Annotated in this window: 25 protein-coding genes and 2 other annotated features; all 25 genes read right to left on the reverse strand. The window is 39.2% G+C overall.

Translation table 11 applies throughout. The annotated features are described in order from the left end of the window. Nucleotides 1–140 precede the first annotated feature (140 nt). The 25 genes from rpoB to ACN6MX_RS19185 all read right to left on the reverse strand — a co-directional run bounded on the left by rpoB (nucleotide 141) and on the right by ACN6MX_RS19185 (nucleotide 24,819). Nucleotides 141–3,695, reverse strand: a complete 3,555-nt coding sequence (rpoB, locus tag ACN6MX_RS19065) for a DNA-directed RNA polymerase subunit beta (RefSeq protein ID WP_419960344.1) — start codon at nucleotides 3,693–3,695, stop codon at nucleotides 141–143. A gap of 209 nt (nucleotides 3,696–3,904) precedes the next feature. Continuing rightward, on the reverse strand, nucleotides 3,905–4,525 hold the full coding sequence (locus tag ACN6MX_RS19070; protein WP_419960345.1) for a class I SAM-dependent methyltransferase: 621 nt from the start codon (nucleotides 4,523–4,525) through the stop codon (nucleotides 3,905–3,907). A 77-nt stretch (nucleotides 4,526–4,602) separates the two neighbouring features. Next, entirely contained in the window at nucleotides 4,603–4,962 is a 360-nt protein-coding gene (gene rplL / locus ACN6MX_RS19075; RefSeq protein WP_419960346.1) for a 50S ribosomal protein L7/L12, read from the reverse strand. Between the two features lie 70 nt (nucleotides 4,963–5,032). Beyond that, on the reverse strand, nucleotides 5,033–5,533 hold the full coding sequence (rplJ, locus tag ACN6MX_RS19080) for a 50S ribosomal protein L10 (RefSeq protein WP_419960347.1): 501 nt from the start codon (nucleotides 5,531–5,533) through the stop codon (nucleotides 5,033–5,035). 32 nt (nucleotides 5,534–5,565) lie between these two features. After that, nucleotides 5,566–5,709, reverse strand: a sequence feature (ribosomal protein L10 leader region). 42 nt (nucleotides 5,710–5,751) lie between these two features. Then, on the reverse strand, nucleotides 5,752–6,444 hold the full coding sequence (gene rplA, locus ACN6MX_RS19085) for a 50S ribosomal protein L1 (RefSeq protein WP_419960348.1): 693 nt from the start codon (nucleotides 6,442–6,444) through the stop codon (nucleotides 5,752–5,754). A gap of 128 nt (nucleotides 6,445–6,572) precedes the next feature. Continuing rightward, nucleotides 6,573–6,998 carry a 50S ribosomal protein L11 gene (gene rplK, locus ACN6MX_RS19090; RefSeq protein ID WP_139176005.1) on the reverse strand — a complete coding sequence of 142 codons (426 nt, stop codon included), beginning with the start codon at nucleotides 6,996–6,998 and terminating at the stop codon, nucleotides 6,573–6,575. A gap of 171 nt (nucleotides 6,999–7,169) precedes the next feature. Then, the gene (gene nusG / locus ACN6MX_RS19095) at nucleotides 7,170–7,703 is read right to left on the reverse strand and encodes a transcription termination/antitermination protein NusG (RefSeq protein ID WP_340777038.1); all 534 of its coding nucleotides are present in this window, start codon (nucleotides 7,701–7,703) and stop codon (nucleotides 7,170–7,172) included. Between the two features lie 102 nt (nucleotides 7,704–7,805). Further along, nucleotides 7,806–7,991 (reverse strand): preprotein translocase subunit SecE, encoded by a 186-nt coding sequence (gene secE, locus ACN6MX_RS19100; RefSeq protein WP_419960349.1) that lies wholly within the window; start codon nucleotides 7,989–7,991, stop codon nucleotides 7,806–7,808. A 36-nt stretch (nucleotides 7,992–8,027) separates the two neighbouring features. Further along, nucleotides 8,028–8,177, reverse strand: coding sequence for a 50S ribosomal protein L33 (gene rpmG / locus ACN6MX_RS19105; RefSeq protein ID WP_419960350.1), 150 nt, complete (start codon nucleotides 8,175–8,177; stop codon nucleotides 8,028–8,030). Nucleotides 8,178–8,251: 74 nt separating this feature from the next. After that, complete coding sequence (sigH, locus tag ACN6MX_RS19110; RefSeq protein ID WP_419960351.1) at nucleotides 8,252–8,893, reverse strand: RNA polymerase sporulation sigma factor SigH; 642 nt, start codon at nucleotides 8,891–8,893, stop codon at nucleotides 8,252–8,254. A 69-nt stretch (nucleotides 8,894–8,962) separates the two neighbouring features. Further along, entirely contained in the window at nucleotides 8,963–9,472 is a 510-nt protein-coding gene (locus ACN6MX_RS19115; RefSeq protein ID WP_419960352.1) for an NYN domain-containing protein, read from the reverse strand. A gap of 4 nt (nucleotides 9,473–9,476) precedes the next feature. Then, on the reverse strand, nucleotides 9,477–10,247 hold the full coding sequence (gene rlmB / locus ACN6MX_RS19120) for a 23S rRNA (guanosine(2251)-2'-O)-methyltransferase RlmB (protein WP_419960353.1): 771 nt from the start codon (nucleotides 10,245–10,247) through the stop codon (nucleotides 9,477–9,479). Then, nucleotides 10,248–10,667 carry a Mini-ribonuclease 3 gene (locus tag ACN6MX_RS19125; protein ID WP_419960354.1) on the reverse strand — a complete coding sequence of 140 codons (420 nt, stop codon included), beginning with the start codon at nucleotides 10,665–10,667 and terminating at the stop codon, nucleotides 10,248–10,250. A gap of 4 nt (nucleotides 10,668–10,671) precedes the next feature. After that, nucleotides 10,672–12,072 carry a cysteine--tRNA ligase gene (gene cysS, locus ACN6MX_RS19130; RefSeq protein WP_419960355.1) on the reverse strand — a complete coding sequence of 467 codons (1,401 nt, stop codon included), beginning with the start codon at nucleotides 12,070–12,072 and terminating at the stop codon, nucleotides 10,672–10,674. Next, on the reverse strand, nucleotides 12,069–12,725 hold the full coding sequence (gene cysE / locus ACN6MX_RS19135; RefSeq protein WP_419960356.1) for a serine O-acetyltransferase: 657 nt from the start codon (nucleotides 12,723–12,725) through the stop codon (nucleotides 12,069–12,071). Before cysE ends, cysS begins: the two co-directional genes overlap by 4 nt. Before the next feature lie 54 nt (nucleotides 12,726–12,779). Beyond that, nucleotides 12,780–12,999: a binding site (T-box leader), on the reverse strand. A gap of 60 nt (nucleotides 13,000–13,059) precedes the next feature. Further along, nucleotides 13,060–14,523: a glutamate--tRNA ligase gene (gene gltX, locus ACN6MX_RS19140; RefSeq protein ID WP_419960357.1), complete on the reverse strand. Its 1,464-nt coding sequence runs from the start codon at nucleotides 14,521–14,523 to the stop codon at nucleotides 13,060–13,062. A 162-nt stretch (nucleotides 14,524–14,685) separates the two neighbouring features. Beyond that, a complete protein-coding gene (gene ispF, locus ACN6MX_RS19145; RefSeq protein WP_419960358.1) occupies nucleotides 14,686–15,165 on the reverse strand; it encodes a 2-C-methyl-D-erythritol 2,4-cyclodiphosphate synthase in 480 nt (159 codons plus the stop codon). Between the two features lies 1 nt (nucleotide 15,166). Further along, nucleotides 15,167–15,859 carry a 2-C-methyl-D-erythritol 4-phosphate cytidylyltransferase gene (ispD, locus tag ACN6MX_RS19150; protein ID WP_419960359.1) on the reverse strand — a complete coding sequence of 231 codons (693 nt, stop codon included), beginning with the start codon at nucleotides 15,857–15,859 and terminating at the stop codon, nucleotides 15,167–15,169. A gap of 66 nt (nucleotides 15,860–15,925) precedes the next feature. Next, nucleotides 15,926–17,014 carry a PIN/TRAM domain-containing protein gene (locus ACN6MX_RS19155; RefSeq protein ID WP_419960360.1) on the reverse strand — a complete coding sequence of 363 codons (1,089 nt, stop codon included), beginning with the start codon at nucleotides 17,012–17,014 and terminating at the stop codon, nucleotides 15,926–15,928. A 498-nt stretch (nucleotides 17,015–17,512) separates the two neighbouring features. After that, on the reverse strand, nucleotides 17,513–18,883 hold the full coding sequence (gene radA / locus ACN6MX_RS19160) for a DNA repair protein RadA (protein ID WP_419960361.1): 1,371 nt from the start codon (nucleotides 18,881–18,883) through the stop codon (nucleotides 17,513–17,515). A 750-nt stretch (nucleotides 18,884–19,633) separates the two neighbouring features. Then, entirely contained in the window at nucleotides 19,634–22,081 is a 2,448-nt protein-coding gene (locus ACN6MX_RS19165) for an ATP-dependent Clp protease ATP-binding subunit (protein WP_419960362.1), read from the reverse strand. Beyond that, nucleotides 22,078–23,172, reverse strand: a complete 1,095-nt coding sequence (locus ACN6MX_RS19170) for a protein arginine kinase (protein ID WP_419960363.1) — start codon at nucleotides 23,170–23,172, stop codon at nucleotides 22,078–22,080. The genes ACN6MX_RS19165 and ACN6MX_RS19170 overlap by 4 nt, the downstream gene beginning before the upstream one ends. Continuing rightward, on the reverse strand, nucleotides 23,162–23,707 hold the full coding sequence (locus tag ACN6MX_RS19175) for a UvrB/UvrC motif-containing protein (RefSeq protein WP_419960364.1): 546 nt from the start codon (nucleotides 23,705–23,707) through the stop codon (nucleotides 23,162–23,164). Before ACN6MX_RS19175 ends, ACN6MX_RS19170 begins: the two co-directional genes overlap by 11 nt. A 17-nt stretch (nucleotides 23,708–23,724) precedes the next feature. Further along, complete coding sequence (locus ACN6MX_RS19180) at nucleotides 23,725–24,198, reverse strand: CtsR family transcriptional regulator (RefSeq protein WP_419960365.1); 474 nt, start codon at nucleotides 24,196–24,198, stop codon at nucleotides 23,725–23,727. 156 nt (nucleotides 24,199–24,354) lie between these two features. Further along, nucleotides 24,355–24,819: a GNAT family N-acetyltransferase gene (locus ACN6MX_RS19185; RefSeq protein WP_419960366.1), complete on the reverse strand. Its 465-nt coding sequence runs from the start codon at nucleotides 24,817–24,819 to the stop codon at nucleotides 24,355–24,357. Nucleotides 24,820–24,829 lie beyond the last annotated feature (10 nt).

The following is a 24,829-nucleotide window of genomic DNA, read 5'->3' on the forward strand; positions in this document are numbered from 1 at the left end:
CCTACCTCCCTTTAGTCTTGTGTCTTTTAAAAAGACTTTTCCAAGTAGCTCTGCATTATGCAATTTTATACGGAAACACGGACAGGCATCACCTGTCCGATTCTTATTGTGTAATCTAAGCGTATTACGCTTTTCTTTTTTTATTCTACTGTACTAACTGGTTCTTCCTCCGTTGCTATTGGCAAAATACCAAGCGCATCCGCTGCAGGAATATCATCATCTTCATCTAAATCACGAAGCTCAATTTCTTCTTCATCGATTGTAAGCATCTTAACATCCATACCTAGACTTTGTAGTTCTTTTATCAATACTTTGAATGATTCAGGAACTCCTGGTTCAGGTACACTTTCCCCTTTAACGATTGCTTCATATGTTTTCACACGTCCAACAACGTCATCGGATTTTACTGTTAAGATCTCTTGTAACGTATAAGCAGCACCATAAGCTTCTAGTGCCCATACTTCCATCTCTCCGAAACGCTGTCCACCAAATTGCGCTTTCCCCCCAAGAGGCTGTTGCGTAACAAGTGAATAAGGTCCAGTAGAGCGAGCATGTAACTTATCATCTACCATGTGGGCAAGTTTGATCATATACATAATCCCTACAGATACACGGTTATCAAATGGTTCACCTGAACGTCCATCATAAAGGGTAGTTTTACCGTCACGATTAAGACCTGCTTCTTCCATTGTGTTCCAAACGTCTTCTTCGTTAGCACCATCAAATACTGGTGACGCCATATGAACGCCAAGGAGTTTAGAAGCCATACCTAAGTGAAGCTCTAAAACTTGACCGATGTTCATACGAGAAGGTACACCAAGTGGATTTAACATGATATCTACTGGTGTGCCGTCTGGAAGGAATGGCATATCTTCTTCAGGAAGAATACGCGAGATAACCCCTTTGTTACCATGTCGTCCTGCCATTTTATCCCCAACGGAGATTTTACGTTTTTGAACGATATAAGCACGAACTAATTGGTTGACACCTGGAGATAACTCATCGCCATCTTCGCGATTAAATACTTTTACGTCTAATACAATCCCACCTGCACCATGAGGTACTCGTAAAGAAGTATCACGTACTTCACGAGCTTTTTCACCGAAGATTGCGTGTAGTAAACGTTCTTCAGCTGTTAGTTCTGTAACTCCTTTAGGCGTTACTTTCCCAACAAGAATGTCTCCATCACGAACTTCCGCACCAATACGGATAATTCCACGGTCGTCCAAGTTACGCAATGCATCTTCTCCGACATTTGGAATATCTCTCGTAATTTCCTCTGGCCCAAGCTTTGTATCACGTGATTCTGATTCATATTCTTCAATATGGACGGAAGTATATACATCATCTTTCACTAGACGTTCACTCATAATAACGGCATCTTCATAGTTGTATCCATCCCATGTCATGAAGGCTACTAGTACATTACGCCCTAAAGCAAGCTCTCCTTGTTCCATAGAAGGACCATCTGCAAGAATATCCAGAGGTTTAACACGATCGCCAATTTTTACAATTGGTCTTTGGTTTATAGATGTACCGTGGTTTGAACGCTCAAATTTATGAATTTTATAAGATGTTAAATCACCTTTAACTTCTTTTCCATCCACTTCTTCAATACGTCTAACACGAATTTCTTTTGCTTCAACATGCTCAACGATACCGTCGTATTTTGCAATAACTGCAGCACCTGAGTCACGAGCGTTCACATGTTCCATACCAGTTCCAACGAATGGAGCTTCTGGGTTTAATAATGGAACAGCTTGACGTTGCATGTTTGCACCCATAAGTGCACGGTTGGAGTCATCGTTTTCCAAGAACGGAATACATGCGGTTGCGGCAGAAACGACTTGTTTCGGCGAAACGTCCATGTAGTCAATTTGTTCTTTTCTAAACACGGTGTTATCTCCACGGAAACGACCTACTACTTCTTCTTTAAGGAATGCTCCTTCATCAGATAATGGAGAGTTCGCTTGTGCAACCACATAGTTATCCTCTTCATCCGCAGTTAAATAGTCGATACGCGATGTAACTAACCCTGTCTCCGGGTCAACACGGCGATATGGTGTTTCAATAAATCCAAATTTATTCACTTTAGCAAAGCTGGAAAGTGAGTTAATAAGTCCAATGTTTGGTCCCTCAGGCGTTTCAATCGGACACATACGACCATAGTGAGAGTAATGAACGTCACGTACTTCGAATCCTGCACGCTCACGTGTTAAACCACCGGGTCCAAGCGCCGATAGACGGCGTTTGTGTGTCAATTCAGCAAGTGGATTCGTTTGATCCATGAACTGAGATAACTGCGAGCTACCAAAGAATTCTTTGATAGATGCAATAACTGGACGTATATTGATCAATTGTTGTGGAACGATGGATTGTGTGTCGTTAATAGACATACGCTCACGTACCACACGCTCCATACGGGAAAGACCGATACGGAACTGGTTTTGTAGTAACTCACCTACAGAACGTAAACGACGGTTACCTAGATGATCGATGTCATCCGTGTTCCCAACGTTAAACAAAAGGTTAAAGAAGTAACCAATCGATGCAACGATATCAGCTGGCGTAATGTTTTTTATTTCTGTTTCCACATACGCGTTACTTATAACATTAACTTCTTTTTGTTCTTCATCATTTGGAGCATAAATTTTAATCGACTGGATTGTAATATCGTCCTCTAAAACACCACCTACTTGAGATAAAGTTTTAAAGCCGATGCCTTTTTCAAGATGAGGAATTAGACGATCTAGTACACGACGATCAATTAACGTACCAGCTTCTACTAAAATCTCTCCTGTTTCCGGATCCACTAGCGTTTCAGCTATTGTTTGGTTAAACAAGCGATTTTTAATATCCAATTTTTTGTTCATTTTGTAACGACCAACATTCGCTAAATCATAGCGTTTTGGGTCAAAGAAGCGAGAGTATAGCAGGCTCTTTGCACTTTCCACTGTTGGTGGTTCACCGGGACGTAGTCGCTCATAGATTTCCAGTAATGCCTTTTCAGACGTTTCTGTATTATCTTTTTCTAGCGTGTTACGTAAAAATTCATTGTCACCGATTAAATCGATAATTTCTTGATCTGATCCAAAGCCTAATGCGCGAAGTAAAACAGTAACTGGTAATTTACGTGTACGATCGATACGAACGTAAACCACGTCTTTTGCATCGATTTCATATTCTAACCAAGCACCACGGTTCGGAATAACAGTTGATCCAAAACCTTTTTTACCGTTTTTGTCTGTTTTATCATGGAAGTAAACACTTGGTGAGCGGACTAACTGAGATACGATTACGCGCTCAGCTCCGTTAATAACGAAAGTTCCAGTTTCGGTCATTAATGGGAAATCACCCATAAAGACATCTTGTTCCTTCACTTCGTCCGTTTCTTTGTTGTGGAGACGTACTTTTACGCGTAGTGGTGCTGCGTATGTTGCGTCACGTTCTTTCGATTCGTCGACCGAATATTTCGGTTCATTTAAACTATAGTCGACAAATTCAAGTGATAGATTGCCTGTAAAGTCCTCGATAGGTGAAATATCCTTGAACATTTCACGTAAACCTTCTTCAAGGAACCATTCATAAGATGCCGTCTGAATTTCGATTAGATTCGGTAGTTCCAGCACCTCACTAATACGCGCAAAACTTCTGCGCTGGCGGTGTTGTCCGTATTGAACTAGTTGACCTGTCAACTCATTCACCCCTCAATTAAAGCGATATTAGGTCTTTTCGATATGAACATTTTGGTGTATGATATCGAAAGACAAAAAGAAAACGAGTTCTTAATAAGAGCTCATTTTCGATTAACCAAACTTTTTCTCGGCCAGTATACCCATTTCTACTATTTTTATTCAAAAGGGCATACGTCCTCAAAATAATATTTTTGCATTTTCTTATAATATCATAGCGATTTTGTCAAGTCAATCTTTGTAGCTTTGATAATCCAATAACCTCTAGCTTTATCTACAACATCTACTTGACCAAAAATCTCTTCTAAATAACTAAAAGTTGATGGTGCCCCTTGTTTCTTTTGAATCACAACCCACAATTCTCCCTTTGAAACTAACTTTTCATAGGATTCATAATAGAAACGAAAAATAGTTTCTTTCCCAGCGCGAATCGGTGGATTAGTTATAATAGCCGCAAAGTTCGCAGTGTCAACCGCTGACAATCCATCACTTTCATAGATTCGTACATTTTGTATCCCGTTAGCAGCAGCATTTTTTTCTGCAAGTTGGATTGCACGTGTGTTAACATCTACCAAATGAACTGTTCTTCCCTCATTTGCTTTTGCAATAGAAAGACCTATCGGCCCATATCCACAGCCTATATCTAAAATTGGACCTTCTAGATCTGGCGCTTCAAAAGCATCGATTAATACACGGGAGCCAAAATCTACTTCGCTCTTACTAAATACACCAGCATCTGTTTCAAACCGAAAATTATGCCCGAGCAATGTAAAATTCCAATGGCGTGGTTTACTTTCCGTTTGAGGTTTCCTAGAGTAATAATGATCAGACACCAAATCACCCTCCATAATACATACGAAGAAAAGCCCGTCGTTTACAGACGAGCTTTTTTCTTCGAATTGTACAAAAATTACTTAACTTCTACGCCTGCGCCAACTTCTTCAAGTTGTGCTTTGAAAGCTTCTGCTTCGTCTTTAGAAACGCCTTCTTTAAGTGCTTTAGGAGCGTTGTCAACTAATTCTTTAGCTTCTTTTAATCCAAGACCAGTGATTTCACGAACCACTTTAATTACTTTGATTTTTTGATCTCCAGCAGATGCAAGGATTACGTCAAAATCAGTTTTTTCTTCTTCAACAGCTCCGCCACCAGCAGCCATTGCCATTGGAGCAGCAGCAGTAACACCGAATTCTTCTTCAATTGCTTTTACTAAGTCGTTTAATTCAAGAACTGTCATTGATTTGATAGCTTCTAAGATTTGTTCGTTATTCATTTTATTTTCCTCCTATTATGGGTAATTTTAGGCTACAAGCCTTTTTGTAGTGTTTAAGCCGCGTAATAAATTATGCGCCTTGTTCTTCTTTTTGTTCTGCAACAGCTTTTGTTGCAAGCGCAAAGTTGCGCATTGGAGCTTGAAGTACTGAAAGAAGCATAGAAAGTAGTCCTTCGCGTGATGGAAGTTCAGCTAATGCTTTCACATCTTCAGCAGATGCTACAGTTCCTTCGATGATTCCAACTTTAATCTCAAGTTGTTCATTCTTTTTAGCAAAATCATTAATGATTTTAGCTGGAGCAATTACGTCTTCGTTAGAAAATGCTACTGCGTTTGGACCAATAAGGCTTTCATTAATCCCCTCAACTCCAGCAATTTCAGTTGCACGGCGTGTAAGCGAGTTTTTATAAACTTTGAATTCCACACCGGCTTCACGAAGCTGTTTACGTAATTCTGTTACTTGCGCAACGTTCAAACCACGATAGTCAACAACTACTACGGAAGCAGCAGCTTTAAACTTTTCAGCAATTTCTAGAACTTGCACTTTTTTCGTTTCGATTGCTTTGTTCATCTTGGCACCTCCTATAAGAATTGGCCATTTATACCGACAAAAGAAAAGCCTCTGTTCTACGAATAGACACAGAGGCAGAAAGTCATCATCTTAAAAGAATCTGAATTTACTTGTCCTCGGTAGGAAATTAAGCAGTTTATTGCTCCTACTGTCTTCGGTACAAATGTATATTTAACAACAAAAGTCATCTTAACAGATAGACCTTTAACTGTCAACTATTATTTAATTGATTGAGCGTCAACTTTTACAGCTGGTCCCATAGTAGTCGTGATATTCACAGACTTCATATAAACACCTTTAGATGCTGCTGGCTTAGCTTTTTGAATTACATCAAATACAGCTAAGAAGTTTTCTACTAATTTGTCGTCTTCAAAAGATACTTTACCGATAGGAGCATGAATGATCCCTGATTTTTCAGCACGGTATTCAACTTTACCAGCTTTAATCTCTTCGATAGCTTTTGTTACATCAAATGTAACTGTACCAGTTTTAGGGTTCGGCATTAATCCTTTTGGTCCAAGTACACGACCGATTTTACCAACTTCACCCATCATGTCAGGCGTTGCAACGATTACATCGAAGTCAAACCATCCTTGTTGGATTTTGTTAATATATTCAGTATCGCCCACAAAATCTGCTCCAGCAGCTTCTGCTTCTTTTAACTTTTCGCCTTTAGCGAATACTAATACGCGTTGAGTTTTACCAGTTCCGTTTGGAAGAACTACTGCTCCACGGATTTGTTGGTCATTTTTACGAGTATCGATTCCTAGACGAAAAGCAACTTCTACAGTTGCATCGAAGTTAACTGTGCTTGTTTTTTTCGCAAGCTCAATTGCTTCTTTAGCTGAGTATAATTTTGAAGCTTCTACTAATTTAGCTGCTTCTTGTAATTTTTTACCTTTGTTAGCCATTATAAATGTCCTCCTTGATAGTGGTTTTAGCGGAATAAACCTCCCACGTGTAAAGGTTGCAGTTATCCTATATGAACAACTACAACCTCCCAAAAAACAATGCGTCATATCAAAATGCACATTAAGTATTAGTCTTCGATCGTAATACCCATGCTGCGTGCAGTACCTTCAACCATTAACATAGCTGCTTCAACAGATGCTGCGTTTAAATCTGGCATTTTTTGTTCTGCGATTTCGCGAACTTTTTCACGTTTCACTGTCGCCACTTTTACGCGGTTCGGTTCACCTGATCCAGATTGAATACCTGCTGCTACTTTAAGTAACACTGCTGCCGGCGGAGTTTTTGTAATGAAAGTAAATGAACGATCTTCAAATACAGAAATTTCAACCGGAATGATTAGACCTGCTTGATCAGCAGTACGTGCGTTGAACTCCTTACAGAATCCCATGATGTTAACACCTGCTTGACCCAATGCTGGACCAACCGGCGGTGCTGGATTTGCTTTACCAGCAGGAATTTGTAATTTTACAACTTTAATCACTTTTTTAGCCACGAGACACACCTCCTTAAGTCCGTGATGTGGTAATTGGGTTGCCCCTCCCACTCAAATATCTGTCTCTCAGCTCTGCGCTGATAACATTAGAAAAATTAATACAGACCTATTTTCAGTCTGACCTTTGAAATGATATCACTATTCTCCACCTTTAGCAAGTGGAAACATAAATTATATTTTAATAACTTGTTCGAAATCTAGTTCCATATTAGTTTCTCGACCAAACATATCTACAGATACGGTTACTTTACCTTTGTCTGTGTCAATCACTTCTACTTTTCCTTGGAAGTGTGCAAACGGTCCTTCTAATACTTCGACCAACTCACCAACCGTAAAGTCTACCTCTACAACACGATCAGAGTCACCCATTTGTTTCAGCATAGATTGAACTTCTTCTGGAGCTAAAGGTGTCGGTTTTGTTCCGCCCCCTGAAGAACCAAGGAATCCAGTTACACCTGGTGTATTTCGAACCACATACCAAGCATCATCTGTCATAATAAGTTCTACAAAAACATATCCAGGAAAAGTTTTTCTAACCACGACACGTTTTTTGCCGTCTTTAAAATCCGTTTCCTCTTGTTCAGGGATGTATACACGGAATATTTTATCCGACATACCCATTGTTTCTACTCGTTTTTCTAAGTTTGCTTTTACTTTGTTTTCATACCCAGAGTACGTATGAACAACATACCAGTTTTTTTCCATAGTTTCAGGACTAGTCGTCCGTTCCCTCCTTTTCTCAAGACAAATGAAAAAACCCGTTCGTTTAATAAGACGGGCTATTTTCAAATATTTACATGCTACTCATTATAATGCTAAATACCAACGGAACAATTCAGAGACACCTAAATCAACCAAAGCAAAAAATACAGCCATTACTACAACAGTAGCAAGTACAATTACAGTGTATTTAGTAAGCTCTTTACGTCTAGGCCAACTTACTTTTCTCATTTCAGTCATTACGTTTTTGAAAAACCCACCAACATTAGCCATTTTAGCTAAACCCCCACACAAAAATCTATCTTATTTTCATAGCGTTTGTTTATGAAGTGTATGCACATTACAATGTGCACAATACTTTTTACGTTCAATTCGGATTGTTACATTTTCTTTAGATGCAGGAACCGTGTAATTACGATTACCACATTGGACACAACTTAAGACGGTCTTCTTTACCATATTATCACCTTTTTAAGCATATAAGTCTTTTTCAAGATTATCACCTTACACATACCATGTCAACAAAATCCCAGTTATGCATAATTACTACCAATCTCCATATAGCGTTCTAGTTTACGCTTCACTCGTTGTAATGCATTGTCGATCGATTTTACATGACGATTCAATTCTTCGGAAATTTCTTGATAAGATTGACCATCTAAATATAAGGCAAGTACTTGTTGTTCCAGCTCACTTAGTATTTCGGCCATCTTACCTTCCATATAATCAAAATCTTCTCGATTAATGATTAATTCCTCTGGATCATCTACAACTGAACCAGCAATCATATCCATCAATGTTCGATCAGATTCCTCATCGTAAATAGGCTTGTCCAAAGATACATAGGAATTTAGCGGAATATGTTTTTGTCGAGTGGCTGTTTTAATAGCGGTTATTATTTGTCGAGTGATACATAATTCGGCAAACGCTCGAAAAGAAGCAAGTTTCTCTTCTTTAAAATCTCGAATTGCCTTGTATAATCCAATCATACCTTCTTGTAGAATATCTTCTTTATCGGCCCCTATTAAAAAGTAGGATCTTCCCTTCATACGGACGAAAGAACGATATTTTGTTATTAAAAAGTCTAGTGCTTCAGTGTTACCTTGATGAACCATCTCTACAAGCTCTTCATCTAGTAAACTATCCAATTGTAGAATCTGTTCTGTCTTTTCCAATGAAGTCACCTCAACTAACAAGAATAGTTATTCCAAGTATACAGGAAGAAAATTTATAGCGTCAATGAATCATTTCATTCCTCTTCGCCATTTTTCGAAAATTTCTGCAATTTCTGCTGTTAAAGGAATATTAGAAGCGGGTTTATCATCCTGAATACTTTTTACTTTCTTTGTTATTTTGGAGGAAATCGATAACATCTCAATTTCTAATTCTCTTGCTGACTTTCGAAGTGCCCCTTGGCCAAATATAACTCGTTGCTCGGTCAGATCGGATGTAGCTACATAAATTTGAACTCTTCTACCACTTAATTCTTTTGTTAACTTTTCAATCCGTTCATCTGCAATTTCGTTTTTTCTCGTATAAATAACTTCTACATCGTATTGTTTCTTTTTATTTTCAATGCCAGGTACTAAGTGCGCATCAAAGACCACAATCACTCGAACACCTGTATATGCTTTATATTCTGCCATCTGCTCGATCAAACGGTCTCTAGCGTCTAGTAATTTAACCTCTTTTAACTTCCTTAACTCGCTCCATGCGCCGATGATATTATACCCATCGACAAGTAGAATTTGCATCTTCTTATCCTTTTAGCGGATTTCTTACGCGCCATATTTCATATAACAAAACGGAGGCTGCTACCGACGCATTTAGACTCGTTACGTGACCAACCATTGGCAAATAGTAAAGAAAATCACATTTTTCTTTTAACAGTCGACTCATTCCTTTTCCTTCACTACCAATAATAAGTGCTAGCGGAAGTGTCGCATCCATATTTCGATAATCAGTAGACTTCGCCGCATCCGTTCCTGCAATCCAAACACCACGTTCTTTTAGCTCATCCACCGTTTGCGCCAAGTTACCCGCGCGGTAAACAGGGATATGTTCGATAGCTCCCGTAGATGCTTTTGCAACTACCGCTGTAAGTCCGACCGCTCTTCTTTTCGGAATGATAATTCCATGTGCTCCTATTGCATCTGCTGTCCGCATAATAGAACCAAGATTATGAGGATCTTCAATTTCATCTAAAATAATGAAAAGAGGGTCCTCCTGTTTGCTAGCTGCCAGTTCAAATAAATCGTCCAATTCCGCATAACGATATGCAGCAACTGATGCGACTATCCCTTGATGATTTGCATCTGTTAAATTATCTAGCTTCTTTTTAGGTACGAACTGAACAATTATTCCAGCATCTTTAGCAAGTTGGATAATTTCAGTTACTCCACTTTTTTGAATACCTTCAGCAAGCCATACCTTGTTCATATCTCTCCCTGCACGAAGAGCTTCAACTACAGGGTTTTTCCCCGCGATCAGTTCTCCAGTTTGTTCTGTTTGATCGTTTTTCTCCGTCATTTATTTTTTCGCCTCTTTCTGTTCATCAATAAAGTTAATCGAGAAATGTAACACTTCTTGCAAACGCTCCGTTTGTCCACTCAAGTATAGACTCCCAACGACTGCTTCAAACGCTGTACTATGATGATACGTAATAACGTCTGTATTTTTTGGAACTGATCCTGACTTTGCATTACGACCTCTTCGAAGGACTGCTTGTTCATCTTCTGATAAAAATTCTTTATCTAGCATTTCCTTTACAATCGTCGCTTGTGCTTTTGCGGATACATAGTTAGTAGCTTCTTTGTGTAAAATATTTGGTCGAACTCGCCCAGAGCGGATGAGGTGTTCCCGAACGACTTGTTCGAAAACAGCATCACCCATATAGGCAAGCGCTAAAGAATTTAATTGTTTGACATCTGATAGTTTCAACTTTTCCACAAGTCTATCCTCTTTTCCATCGGATACCCTGTGCAGTATCTTCCAAAATAATATTTAACTCTTTTAATTGATCTCTAATTTCATCGGCACGGGCAAAATTACGATCCTTCCTAGCCTGATTGCGTTCTTCGATCAATGCATCGATTTCTTCATCCAATACTTCTTTTTCCTTGGCTAACGTTAGTCCCAGTACAGCCGTCAACACATCCATAACTGATATAAATTGTTTCAGTACAGCCTCTGCAGTTTGTTTTTCTTGTAAATACGTATTCGCAAGTTTCGACAATTCAAAAATAGCTGCGATTCCATTTGCTGTATTGAAGTCATCATCCATCGCCGTTTCAAATTGTGCTTTTACATCTGCAATTTTTTGTAACCATATATCGTCATGATCCCCTAAATTTGCAGTGGTACTTAAGCGATGAACTAAGTTATCATAAGCAGTCCGTATACGTTCCAAACCTGCCTCCGCTTGCTCTACCAATTCTTTTGAATAGTTAATCGGGTTTCGATAGTGAACACTCAGCATGAAAAGACGCAATATTTGCGGGTCAATTTGCTGACGAATATCATTCACCAATACAAAATTTCCGAGTGATTTCGACATTTTTTCATTGTCTATATTTATATACCCATTATGCATCCAATATCTTGCGAATGTCTTACCAGTTCTTGCTTCTGACTGGGCAATTTCATTTTCATGGTGAGGGAAAGTTAAATCCTGTCCTCCTGCATGAATATCAATCGTATCTCCTAGTATTTCGCGCGCCATCACAGAGCACTCAATATGCCATCCTGGACGTCCTTGTCCCCAAGGGCTTTCCCAGAATATTTCTCCTGGTTTTGCGGCTTTCCAAAGTGCGAAATCTAGTGCATCCTCTTTTTTCACGCCAGCTTCAATTCGTGCACCGACTTTTAAATCGTCTACAGACTGATGAGAAAGCTTACCGTATCCATCAAATTTTCTCGTACGGTAATAGACGTCTCCTTGAGATTCGTATGCATACCCTTTTCCTTCTAATACTTTTATAAATTCAATAATTTCGTTCATGTGATCCGTTACACGTGGATGTGAGTCTGCTCGATTGCAGCCAAGTGCCTCCACGTCTGCATAATATGCGTTGATAAAACGTTCCGTAAGCTCTGAAACCTCTTCTCCCAATTCATTGGCTGCTTTAATAATTTTGTCATCCACGTCTGTGAAGTTAGAGACGTATGTCACGTCATACCCACGATATTGTAAATACTTTCTTACCGTATCATACACAATTACAGGTCGAGCATTTCCTATGTGAATATAATTGTAAACAGTTGGTCCACATACATACATTTTAACCTTGCCTTCTTCAAGTGGGATAAACGGTTCTTTTTCACGCTTTAATGTATTAAAAATTTGGATTGTCATGACCAATTTCTCTCCTTTTCTTTCGTTAGATGGTCGATTTCTATTTGAAGCTCTTCTATTTTAGCTTCCATTTGTTTACATCTATCAGTAAACGGATCAGGCAGGTCCTGATGATCGAGATTCCGTTTCACTTTTACACCATCTTGAATTACGACTACACCCGGAATACCAACAACAGTTGAATTAGTGGGTACATCTTTTAATACAACGGACCCTGCTCCGACTTTACTATTTTCACCAATTATTATCGATCCTAATACTTTTGCTCCTGTAGCGATTAGCACATTATTGCGCAGGGTGGGATGTCTTTTCCCTTTTTCTTTCCCGGTACCACCTAATGTGACACCTTGGTAGATGGTACAATCATCTCCGATTTCACAGGTTTCTCCGATGACTACACCCGAGCCATGGTCGATAAAAAAGCGCCTCCCAATTGTTGCCCCTGGGTGAATTTCTACACCTGTAAAAAATCTACTAACTTGTGAAATTGCACGTGCTAAGAAAAAGAACTGCTTTTTAAATAATGCATGTGCAATGCGGTGACTCCAAATTGCATGTAGGCCTGCATATGTTAATACTACCTCTAGTTTGCTATTTGCCGCTGGATCTTGTTCAAATACTACTGCAATATCTTCTTTCATTCGTTCGAACATAAGAATTCCCCCTTTCATTTTTCTCCATAAAAAAAGTCTCTGTCTATAAATATAGACAGAGACGCAAGTAAGCGCGGTTCCACTCTGATTGGAAAAATTGAATACTTCTCCCACTTAGCATCTTTAACGCAGATGATACGTTCAGCCTACTTAAAAGTTCGGCATGACGCTCGGAGGTGCATTTCAGTAACTCATGGGCTCAGACCACTTTCAGCCGGTGATGGTCCTCTCTAAAGAACTTGCGTTACTTACTTCTCCTCGTCTTCACTTTGCTATTCATTTCATTTTCGAATTAGTATCACCATTTTCACACCTTGTTAGGGGAAAGTCAATCTTATTGTTTTGCAAATTTGGCAACGCGAGCAATTACTTTTTCTTTCCCGATTAAACTGATTGCATCAGCTAATTCTGGACCGTGCATTTGACCCGTTGTTACTACACGAATTGGCATGAAAAGGTTTTTCCCTTTATGTCCTGTTTCTTTTTGTACTGCTTTAATAGCAGCTTTAATCTCCACTGCTTCAAATGCTTCTAAGCCCTCTAACTGTGTCTTGAAAGCAGCCATCACTTCTGGAACCTGCTCTCCAGCTAATACTTCTGTTGCTTCTTCAGTATATGCAATTTCGTGATCAAAGAACAATGAAGATAACTCAACGATTTCAGCACCAAAACTCATTTGTTCATGGTAAAGAGCAATAAGCTTAGTTGCCCACGTAAGTTCGTCTTCTGATAATTCAGTTGGAAGTAGATTTGCATTTTGTAAATGTGGCAGTGCAAGCTCTACTACTTTTTCAAGTGGTAGCTGTTTAATGTATTGGTTGTTCATCCATGTAAGTTTTTGTTTATCGAACATCGAAGGTGATTTAGAAAGACGCGACACATCGAAGTTTTTAATAAATTCCTCTTTAGTGAAGATTTCTTCTTCTCCTTCAGGAGACCAACCTAATAATGCAAAGAAGTTAAACATTGCTTCCGGTAAATATCCAAGATCTTTGTACTGTGTAACAAATTGAATAATCGACTCATCACGTTTTGAAAGCTTTTTACGATTTTCATTGATGATTAATGTCATGTGACCGTACTTTGGATATGCCCATCCGAATGCATCAAAGACCATCAATTGTTTTGGTGTGTTTGATAAATGTTCTTCCCCACGGAAAACATGGGATATTTCCATAAAGTGATCATCTAAAACTACCGCATAGTTATATGTTGGAATGCCATTAGCTTTTACTAACACCCAGTCACCAACGTCTTTAGATTCAAAAGTAACCGATCCGCGAACTAAATCTTCAAACGTATAAGTAACATTTTCTGGTACACGCATACGAATTGTGTAGGCTTGACCTGCGTCTTCTTTTGCTTGTACTTCTTCTTTTGATAAATGACGACATTTACCATTGTACATAGGAGCTGCAATACCTTTTTCTTTTTGTATTTCACGTTCTGCTTCTAATTCCTCTGAAGAACAGAAACATTTATAAGCATGTCCTTTAACTAACATTTCTTCTGCGTGCTTTGTATATATATCTAGACGCTCCATTTGACGATACGGTGCATAAGGTCCACCAATATCTACAGATTCATCATAGTCAATTCCTAACCACTTTAAGTTTTCAAGCTGTGATAACTCGCCACCTTCAACATTGCGCTCAATATCCGTATCTTCAATACGAACGATAAATTTACCATTATGGTGACGTGCATATAAGTAGTTAAATAATGCTGTACGGGCTCCCCCGATATGCAAAAATCCTGTTGGACTTGGTGCGTAGCGTACGCGAACTTCTTGTGTCATAAGTATATCCTCCTAGTTTTCGTTCAATTCAAATCCGCCTTGGCGTATATGCTTCCAGATTTTGAGCTTAGCTTGCTCAGGTTAACTCTTGATAAAATCTGAGACAACTTACCGGAGGCTTTAACTTAATTCATTCTACCATTGCTTAAATGTTTATTAAAGTTAGTCCTTCTTAAGTAGCAATATTGTTGCCATCGACGCTATTCCTTCTTCGCGACCTGTAAACCCAAGTTTTTCTGTCGTTGTAGCTTTCACATTAACCTGCGATACATCCGCCTGAAGTAACTCCGCTACACGCGTACGAATTGTTTCGATATATGGTGCCATTTTTGGCTTTTGTGCAATAATTGTACAATCGATATTTCCTAGCTTATATCCGCGGGCATCTACTAGCTTCCAAATATACTCTAGTAGCTTTGCTGAATCTGCATCTTTAAAATCTGGGTCTGTATCTGGGAAATGTCTCCCGATATCCCCTTCTCCAATCGCCCCTAAAGCGGCATCTGTAATTGTATGTAGCAGTACATCTGCATCTGAGTGACCAATTAGCCCACGTTCGTAAGGAATCTCAATTCCCCCTATTATTAACGGACGATTTTCCGCAAATTCATGTACATCGAATCCTTGTCCAATTCGCATCATATTATTGTTCCTCCTGCTCACGCTTATTTAATATAGCTTCTCCGTATAGAAGATCTTCACCCGTTGTCATTTTCACATTATCATAGGTACTTTCAACAATATGAACACGCTCTCCTAATCTTTCTACGAGCATCGCTTCATCTGTCCCAAGAAAGTTTTCCACTTCCGCTAATCTTTCTGCTTTTTCTAATAATGTATACTGAAATGCCTGGGGCGTTTGAATAATCCACAAGCTTTCTCTATCAACCGTTTCTTGGATTATACCATTTTCTACTTTTTTCATCGTATCTTTTGCCCGAACTGCCGCAACCGCTGCTCCAGTAGCAATTGCAGCTCCCACTAATTGTTGTATTATTTCCTGATGAATAAATGGCCTCGCTGCATCATGAACGAGTATAATTCCTTTCGACGTAACTTCTTTTAAAGCCGCATATACACTATGCTGGCGCTCATTTCCGCCTTCTGCAATTGCCACGACCTTCGTTATGCTATATTCATTCAGTAGCTGTTCAATGAACATCTGTTCTTCTTTTTTTACAGCCAATACTATTTGTTCACAATTAGGATCTCTGTCAAATACTCGTAAAGTATGTATCAAAATAGGAATATTATGTAGTTCTAAAAATAACTTATTTTTACCGGCACCCATTCGTTTTCCACTTCCTGCAGCTGGCAATATCACGGTATATATCATGCTATTGAACCTCCATCACATAGAAAAAGGGTGTATTCCTTTTACAAAGGAATCAACCCTTCTTCGTTATTTCGAGTCTTGTGGTTTTGCAAATATCATTCGACCAGCCGACGTTTGAAGTACACTTGTCACTTCTACATTTATCGCCTGTCCAATATATGCCTTACCACCTTCCACAACAATCATCGTTCCATCATCAAGATATGCGACACCCTGATTGTGTTCTTTGCCATCTTTAATAACGACAACATGCATTATTTCCCCGGGAATAACAACCGGTTTTACCGCATTTGCCAAGTCATTAATATTCAAAACACGCACTTGATGTAGGTCACATACTTTGTTTAGATTGAAGTCATTCGTAACAACTACTCCATTCATCTTTTTAGCTAGACGAACTAATTTCAAATCTACCTCTTGGATATCCTCAAAGTCTTCTTCCACGATTAACACGGCAGAAGCTCGTTCCGTTTGTAGTTTTTTCAAAACATCTAATCCTCGTCGTCCTCTTGTTCGTTTAAGCGTATCAGAGGAATCCGCAATATGCTGTAACTCCGTCAAAACAAACTGAGGAACAACAAAGACCCCCTCGATAAATCCAGTTACCGAAATATCAGCGATACGACCATCGATAATAACACTCGTATCTAACAATTTATAAGTTCCTAGACTCAATTCTTGGTTATCCTCGTCCTCTGTTTTCTTTTTGCTACTACTCTGTTTAGAAGGAGTAAAAACTTGAAGAAGTTCATCACGCTTTTTAAAACCGACTTGGAAACCTAAATATCCCAAAACAATCGACAATAGTACCTGCACAACCGATCCAATACCCGGTATTACGAAATTATTAAGCGCTGAACCAAGGAAAAAGGCAACGATTAAACCAATAACCAGACCTAGCGTTCCAAATAGTAAATCTCCAATTGGCGCTTTTAATAATCGCTCTTCCATCCAGCTTATGAAGTTAACCAAGTAGTCCGTCATAAATAATGCTGCTACGTATAACAAAACTGCTCCAACTAAAACAGATACATAAGGATTGTGAATCCAAGGGTTGTTAGATAAATTAAAAAGCTCGTATAAGTGCGGTAAGAATAGTAAACCCAATGTTCCACCAATTAAAACAAAAGCAATTTGAATAATCCATTTCAACAAATAAGCCACCTCCATTTATTTCATTATACTTCCATCTTTCACAATAAGTCTAATCAGAAAAGCGCAGGTGCCCACTCAAGCCCCGACCAGCGTTGGAAGAATGACGATAAAGGCGTACTTTGCCTTTATCCGGCATTCTGAAACGACTCGAGGGGCTGGGCGTCGGAGCTAGACAATCAGAAAAGCGGCAGACGTCGCCCTGCAGCGAAAAGCGCTGGAGGAATTGAAGTAAAAGGCGCCCTTTGCCTTTTCTACAAGTCTGAAGCGATCGAGCTGTTGGCGTCTGGAGCTAGACAATCAGAAAAGCGCAGGCGCCCACTCAAGCCCCGACCAGCGTTGGAAGAATGACGATAAAGGCGTACTTTGCAAAGGGGAAGTCAGTCTAAATTCGCGACATCGTGTCGCAACGACTGACTGACTCACATCCTGTGGCCCTCCGGCATTCTGAAGCGACTCGAGGGGCGGCGCTGGAGCTAGACAATTAGAAACTCCTATATATTACGAAAATGCCTCTTTCATCGCTTCATTAACCGTTTCAATTCCTATAATCTGGATGCCCGTTGGATAATCCCAACCACCTAAATTAGATGCTGGAACAATTGCTCTTTTAAAGCCAAGCTTGGCAGCCTCTTGGACGCGCTGTTCAATCCTAGATACCCTTCTCACTTCCCCAGTTAAACCAATTTCCCCGATAAAACAGTCTGTCGGTGTAACCCCTGTATCCCGGAAACTAGAGACGATACTTACTAGGACGGCTAAATCGATTGCAGGTTCATCTAATTTTACTCCTCCAGCCACTTTAATATAAGCATCTTGCGTTTGAAGCAGTAATCCCATTCTCTTTTCCAGTACTGCCATTAGTAATGAAACACGGTTTTGATCAATTCCAGTAGCCATTCGTTTTGGATAATTAAAGCTAGATTGAGTCACTAGTGCTTGAATTTCTACTAAAATAGGTCTGGTACCTTCCATAGAGGCAACAATTGCAGAACCTGCAGCCCCATGAGATCGCTCCTGCAAAAATAATTCAGAAGGATTAAGTACTTCTTTTAATCCCGATTGAATCATTTCAAAAATGGCGATTTCATTTGTTGAGCCAAAACGATTTTTCTGAGATCTTAAAATACGATACGTATGGTGACGTTCTCCTTCAAAATACAACACAGTGTCCACCATATGTTCCAATATACGCGGACCCGCAATTTGACCTTCTTTTGTTACATGGCCCACTAAAAAGATCGCTACATTTTTCGTTTTGGCTATTCGCATAAGCTCAGCTGTACATTCTCGAACTTGCGATACACTCCCAGGGGCACTAGTTACTTCTGGGTGATGAACAGTTTGAATAGAATCCACAATGACAAATTTAGGCTCCACACTCTCAATAGTGTCATTAATTAGTTCTAAATTGGTTTCAGAGTAGATATAAAGCTCTGCTGATGTAACCCCTAGACGTTCCGCACGAAGCTTTGTCTGACGGATGGATTCCTCACCCGAAATATATAGCACTCGCTCGCCCTTATTGGCAAGTAATGCTGAAACCTGTAAAAGAAGAGTAGACTTTCCTATTCCTGGATCTCCACCTATTAATACTAACGATCCTGGTACAATCCCCCCACCAAGAACACGATTCAATTCAGCAAAGTCTGTTGTCACCCGTGGTTCTTCAGCTGTTACCACCGAAATAATTGGGATAGCCTTCTGCGCTATGCCATCTGAATGCTGGAAAGAGCGTTTCGGGCCTTTGGAAACTACTTCAGTTTCCTCTACCAAAGTGTTCCATTCTCCGCACCCGGGACATCTTCCCATCCATTTTGCGGATTCATAACCACATGAGTTACACATAAATTTCGTTTTCTTTTTAGCCATAATACCTCCTATGTAGTAAGAAAAACCTGGCAAAAAAAGGCCTAGTCCTCTAAGATTAAAACCTGTTTCTATCGCTTTCGAAGAGCTTTGGACAGACGTTTGCTATATTATTACCGAGTTACTTTTTTAGTGCTATTGGTTGTGACATCCGTCACAACCAATAGCACTTTTTCGGTAATCTTATGGCGTTCGCCTGTCCGTCGCCCTCTTACAACTCTTAGAAACAGGTTAGTGCGTTTTTGGATAACTAGAGAAAAACTGCTTTCCTATTTATAGAAGAAGCTCTCGAAGATGCAATTTCGTTCGCTATTTCGCTTCTTTATTTTGTGAACACTTACTATTTCTCAGTATTTCCACTAACAAAAAAGAAGTCAACTTTCTTCATCAATCATTGGATATTAGCACTTCTAACTCAAAAGCGATCACAAATAATTTGACCACTCTTTAAAATTGGACAAATCTTATCATCTTAGCAATAAGCCATGCCAAATCTTATAGTGGGTACTACCCATTATATTGATTGTAGGGAAAGGTGGCGGCTCCAGCGGGGACAGCAAGAAAGCCGAGACCCCACGGAAAGCATCCACCTGTAAATGAAATCACGGATTATTCATTCTTTATCTTTAAAGTTCCTTGAAACAAGTGTTCACGGTACATATTTATAAATATCCTATCTTTAAGAAAAGCACAGACGCTGGAGCTAAACAGTTAAATAGGGCATTCCGAACTCTTTTCGGAATGCCCGCTATATTAACCTTCTGTAACTAAAGCTTTAGTGCGAACGACGAATTCATTGTCTTCTACATCAAATATTACATGTTGCCCATCTAATACTTCCCCTTTTAAAAGCTCTTCGGAAAGTCTATCTTCTACATGTTTTTGTATCGCACGGCGTAGTGGGCGTGCTCCATATTCCGGCTCATATCCTTCAGTTGTAATTTTATCTTGTGCTGCTTCCGTGATTTCTAATTCAATACCTTGCTCTTTCAAACGTTTCGCTAACTGCTCTGTCATAAGTGAAACAATTTGTTTTAATTGGTCTCTTTCAAGAGAATGGAACACAATCATTTCATCTAGACGGTTCAAGAATTCTGGGCGGAACGCTTTTTTCAGTTCTTCTAGCATTTTACCTTTCATATCTTTATAGTCTGTTTTGCCACCTTCTTGTAGATTAAATCCAACGTATTTATTGAACTTAAGTGCATCCGCTCCTACATTGGATGTCATGATAACTACCGTATTACGGAAATCTACTGTACGACCTTTAGAGTCTGTTAATCGTCCATCCTCTAACACTTGAAGAAGAATATTAAAGACGTCTGGGTGTGCTTTTTCAATTTCATCTAATAGGATAACAGAGTATGGTTTACGACGTACTTTTTCTGTTAATTGTCCTCCATCGTCAAACCCTACATATCCCGGAGGAGAACCAACTAGACGAGAAGTTGAATGTTTTTCCATGTACTCAGACATATCTACTCGAATCATCGCATCCTCGTCCCCGAACATGACTTCTGCTAAAGCACGAGCAAGCTCGGTTTTCCCTACACCAGTAGGTCCTAAGAAGATAAAGGAGCCAATAGGACGTTTTGGATCTTTCAGTCCTGCACGAGCACGACGAATAGCTCTTGAAATTGCGTCTACCGCTTCACTTTGACCAATAACTCTTTCGTGTAATTTATCTTCCAATTTTAATAGCTTTTCAGATTCTGTTTGTGCCAGTTTAGAAACTGGTACCCCGGTCCACATAGACACCACAGCAGCGATGTCTTCTACTGTTACTTCAGACTCTTCTTTTCCTTGCTTTTCTTTCCAATTATTTTTCATTTTTTCTAGTTCATCTTTAAGCTTCTGCTCTTTATCACGGAATGAAGCTGCTTTTTCAAATTCTTGACTTTGAACTGCAGCATTTTTCTCAGATCGGATAGCTTCTAGTTTTGCTTCTAATTCTTTTAAATTAGGAGGTGTTGTATACGAACGTAAACGGACTTTAGATCCTGCTTCATCTATTAAGTCGATTGCTTTATCCGGTAAGAATCGATCAGAAATATAACGGTCTGACATTTTCACAGCAGCTTCTACTGCAGCATCCGTAATTTTCACACGATGATGTGCTTCATAACGATCACGTAAACCATAAATAATTTGGATCGCTTCGTCTACTGAAGGTTCATCTACCTGAATTGGTTGGAAACGACGCTCCAGTGCTGCGTCTTTTTCAATATACTTTCTATACTCATCCAGTGTTGTTGCACCAATACATTGAATTTCTCCGCGAGCAAGAGCTGGCTTCAAAATATTCGAAGCATCGATAGCACCCTCTGCTCCACCGGCACCAATTAATGTATGAAGTTCATCTATGAATAAGATAACATTGCCAGCTTGGCGAATTTCATCCATCACTTTTTTCAAACGATCTTCAAATTCCCCACGATATTTTGTACCAGCAACTACTGTACCCATATCAAGCGTCATTACTCGTTTATCGCGTAGGATTTCCGGCACTTCATTTTGAACGATTTGTTGTGCAAGCCCTTCTGCAATTGCTGTTTTACCAACACCTGGCTCTCCAATTAGAACTGGGTTATTTTTTGTACGACGAGCCAATATTTCAATTACTCTTGTAATTTCTTTACTACGACCGATTACAGGATCTAGTGTGCCTTCTCTTGCAATTTGCGTTAAATCACGAGCTAGACCATCTAGTGTTGGTGTACTAGCCGGAGCAGCTCCATTATTTCCATTGCCATGTGCTTGCTCTGTGCTTCCTAATAATTGAAGTACTTGTTGACGAGCTTTGTTTAAACTTACTCCCGCATTATTTAAAACACGAGCAGCTACACCTTCTCCTTCACGGATTAGCGCAAGCAATAGATGCTCTGTTCCAATGTATGAGTGCCCTAATTTTCTAGACTCATCTACTGAAAGTTCAATCACTTTTTTCGCACGAGGTGTGTAGTTAACAATTGGTCCAACTTCTTCTTTACCTGCTCCTACTAGTTCCTCGATTCCTGCTTCGATTACTTTTAGGTCTACTTCTATTGCTTCTAATGCTTTCGCAGCAATTCCACTACCTTCTCGGATAAGACCAAGTAATATATGTTCCGTCCCTATAGATTCATGCTTTAAGCGAATAGCTTCTTCTTGTGCTAGTTGTAATACTTTTTGAGATCTTTGCGTGAAACGATTAAACATCATTCAGATTCCTCTCCTTTTGTTTTCGGTTTTTCTTCTTTTTGCAATCGTTCCCTTAATAGCTTCGCGCGAAACATATCCCGCTCGGAGGTATTCAATGAAGTTCCTGCATATTTTTGCAGAAATCCTGGTTGCATAAACACCATACATTCATTCAAGATAGACACATCGACATCTTCTATGAGTCCCATATCTATTCCTAATCGAACATCTGATAGGCATCTTGCCGCTTCATCTGTCGCCATAATACGAGCAAATGATAAAGTTCCTAAAGATCGATATAGTCGGTCTTCTAGTGTATTGGCAGAATGCTTTAGAAGTGCATCCCGTGCTTCTCTTTCTTTTTGAATAATTTGTTCGGTAATACTTTGAAGATCAGCAAGTATGTCTTCTTCTGACTTACCAAGTGTGGTTTGGTTGGACACTTGGTATACGTTACCGAGCGCTTCACTACCTTCTCCGTAGATTCCTCTAACTACCATTCCTAGCCTTGAAATGATTGTAACAATTCTATTCATTTGCTTCGTCATCGTTAAAGCAGGTAAATGCATCATTACAGATGCACGTAAACCAGTACCTGTATTGGTTGGACAGCTTGTTAAATACCCAAACTGCTCGTCGAAAGCATATGGTAATTCCTTATCTAAAACACGATCTAACAAGTCTGCTTGCGCATAGGCTTCTTGGATTTGAAGACCCGGAAAAAGGCATTGTATCCGAATATGATCCTCTTCATTGACCATCACACTAACAGATTCATCATTTGATAATAAAACCGATCCAGTCATAGGTGAGTTAGCAAGCTTTGGACTTATTAAATGTTTCTCTACTAACACCTGACGACTTAATTCGGATACATCCTTTATATGAATGGAAGAAAATTGCATCTCCAGTTCGTCACTTGCATCCAGCAAAGTGGCAGAAACAGATTGGTCAATTTTATGCGCCTCATCTTCTGTAAATGCTAAAGGGAAACGATAGCCATTCAGATTTCGAGCTAAACGTATTCTTGTACTCATAACAATGTCCGAATGCTTTCCAACGCCTGCCATCCAACTAGAGATTGAGTTATCTAAAAAGTGTTCAATTGACATCCGTTTGGTCACCTCCCGTTGAAAGTTGACTTTCCAAATCTCTGGCTTCATCTCTCAGCTTTGCGGCTTCCTCAAAACTTTCCGTGTCAATCGCATCTTTCATTTGAGTGCGAATTGCTTCTATACGTTTTTTTATAGCAATTTTTTCTCCTAGCGCACCTGGAGCTTTTCCAATATGCTTCGTATTTCCATTATGAAGCCTCTTAAACACATTAGGTAACTGCGGACGGAAACTGTCGTAGCAATTTGCACAACCAAATTTCCCTTCGTCTAAAAACCGTTGAATTGACCAGCCACATTCATCGCATACTATCATGTTTTTTTGTTGTTTTTGTTGCAATGGTTGTTGTTCTGTTTGACTAAACCAGTTCGATAATAGTTGATGTAGAGATAATGGATCTTGTTTGTACTCTACATAAAACGGGTGGAGGCTATTTGCACAGACCTCACAATAATGTCTTTCAAAGTGTTCACCATTATGCACTTGGGTAACAGTTACTTTCGCTGGTCTTTGCTTACAGTTTTCACAAATCACCTTTCAACACACCCCGTTCATTTTTCACTTTTTTCATATTTTAACGTTAATAGCATGGCACATAAAATACGTGATCGTAGTTCATCTCTTGCTGGTAGCGGGATAGCTAGAGTCGTTCGATTTAAAGCTGCTAAAATGAGTTTTGCTTCACGCTTAGAAATAACATCCTCGTCGATTAACCGAAAAACGATATCTTCCGTTACAGATTCAGAAGCTCCATGTTCTAGTGTTTGTATAATATGCTCTATTAAATCAGCTTTTGTATGTGCTCGAACGCGGAGGATTCGAATATATCCCCCTCCACCTCGTTTACTTTCTACTAAGTATCCGCGATCTTGGGTAAATCGTGTATTGATTACATAATTTATTTGAGATGGAACACACTGAAATTTTTCCGCAATTTCACTTCGCTTAATTTCAATTTGTTCCTTACTTCCTTCTTCTATAATAGCCTTCAAATACCCTTCAATTATGTCAGATATATTTTTCATCTTCTCACCTCTTCTCACAAACTGACTTTGACTAACTTTGACTATATTATAACGAGAATTTTTCGCATGTGCAATTGATACGATTTGGTCTTAAAAAAAGAAAAAACTACAAACAGTCGTTTGTAGTTTAGGATATATTAAAATGAATATTCCTATTCAATAAATATTTTTTCTTTCGTAGGTTAGTTGTGCAATAAAGAAATTGGGTTCTACTTCAATAATAGCTATTTTTTTGAAATTGTGTCTTTCATATAAGGTGATTGCAGGTACATTTTTTGCCCCAGTTGATACAACTACCTTTTTTCCGTTAGCCTTAATACTTAATAGATAATCTATTAACTCCGATGCAATCCCTTTTCGAAAATGATTGGGGTCTACTACAAGTCTACAAATATCAATTAGTTCTTCTGTATCCTCATAAGAAAGAAAACCTACCAATTTCGAGCCATCCAACTTTCCAAGAAATAGCTCCTTGGAGTTTTTTATATCTTCTACAGTATCTAAAAGCTGTGGAATTCCATCAAACCCGATTAAATCTGCTTCTACTTTATACGCTGGTAATTGAATTGATAAAATACTTTCAGCGACCATTTCATCTTTATGATTGACTAATTGAATCATCCGCAACCTC

Source organism: Psychrobacillus sp. BM2, from assembly GCF_048572895.1.
Taxonomy (GTDB): Bacteria; Bacillota; Bacilli; order Bacillales_A; family Planococcaceae; genus Psychrobacillus.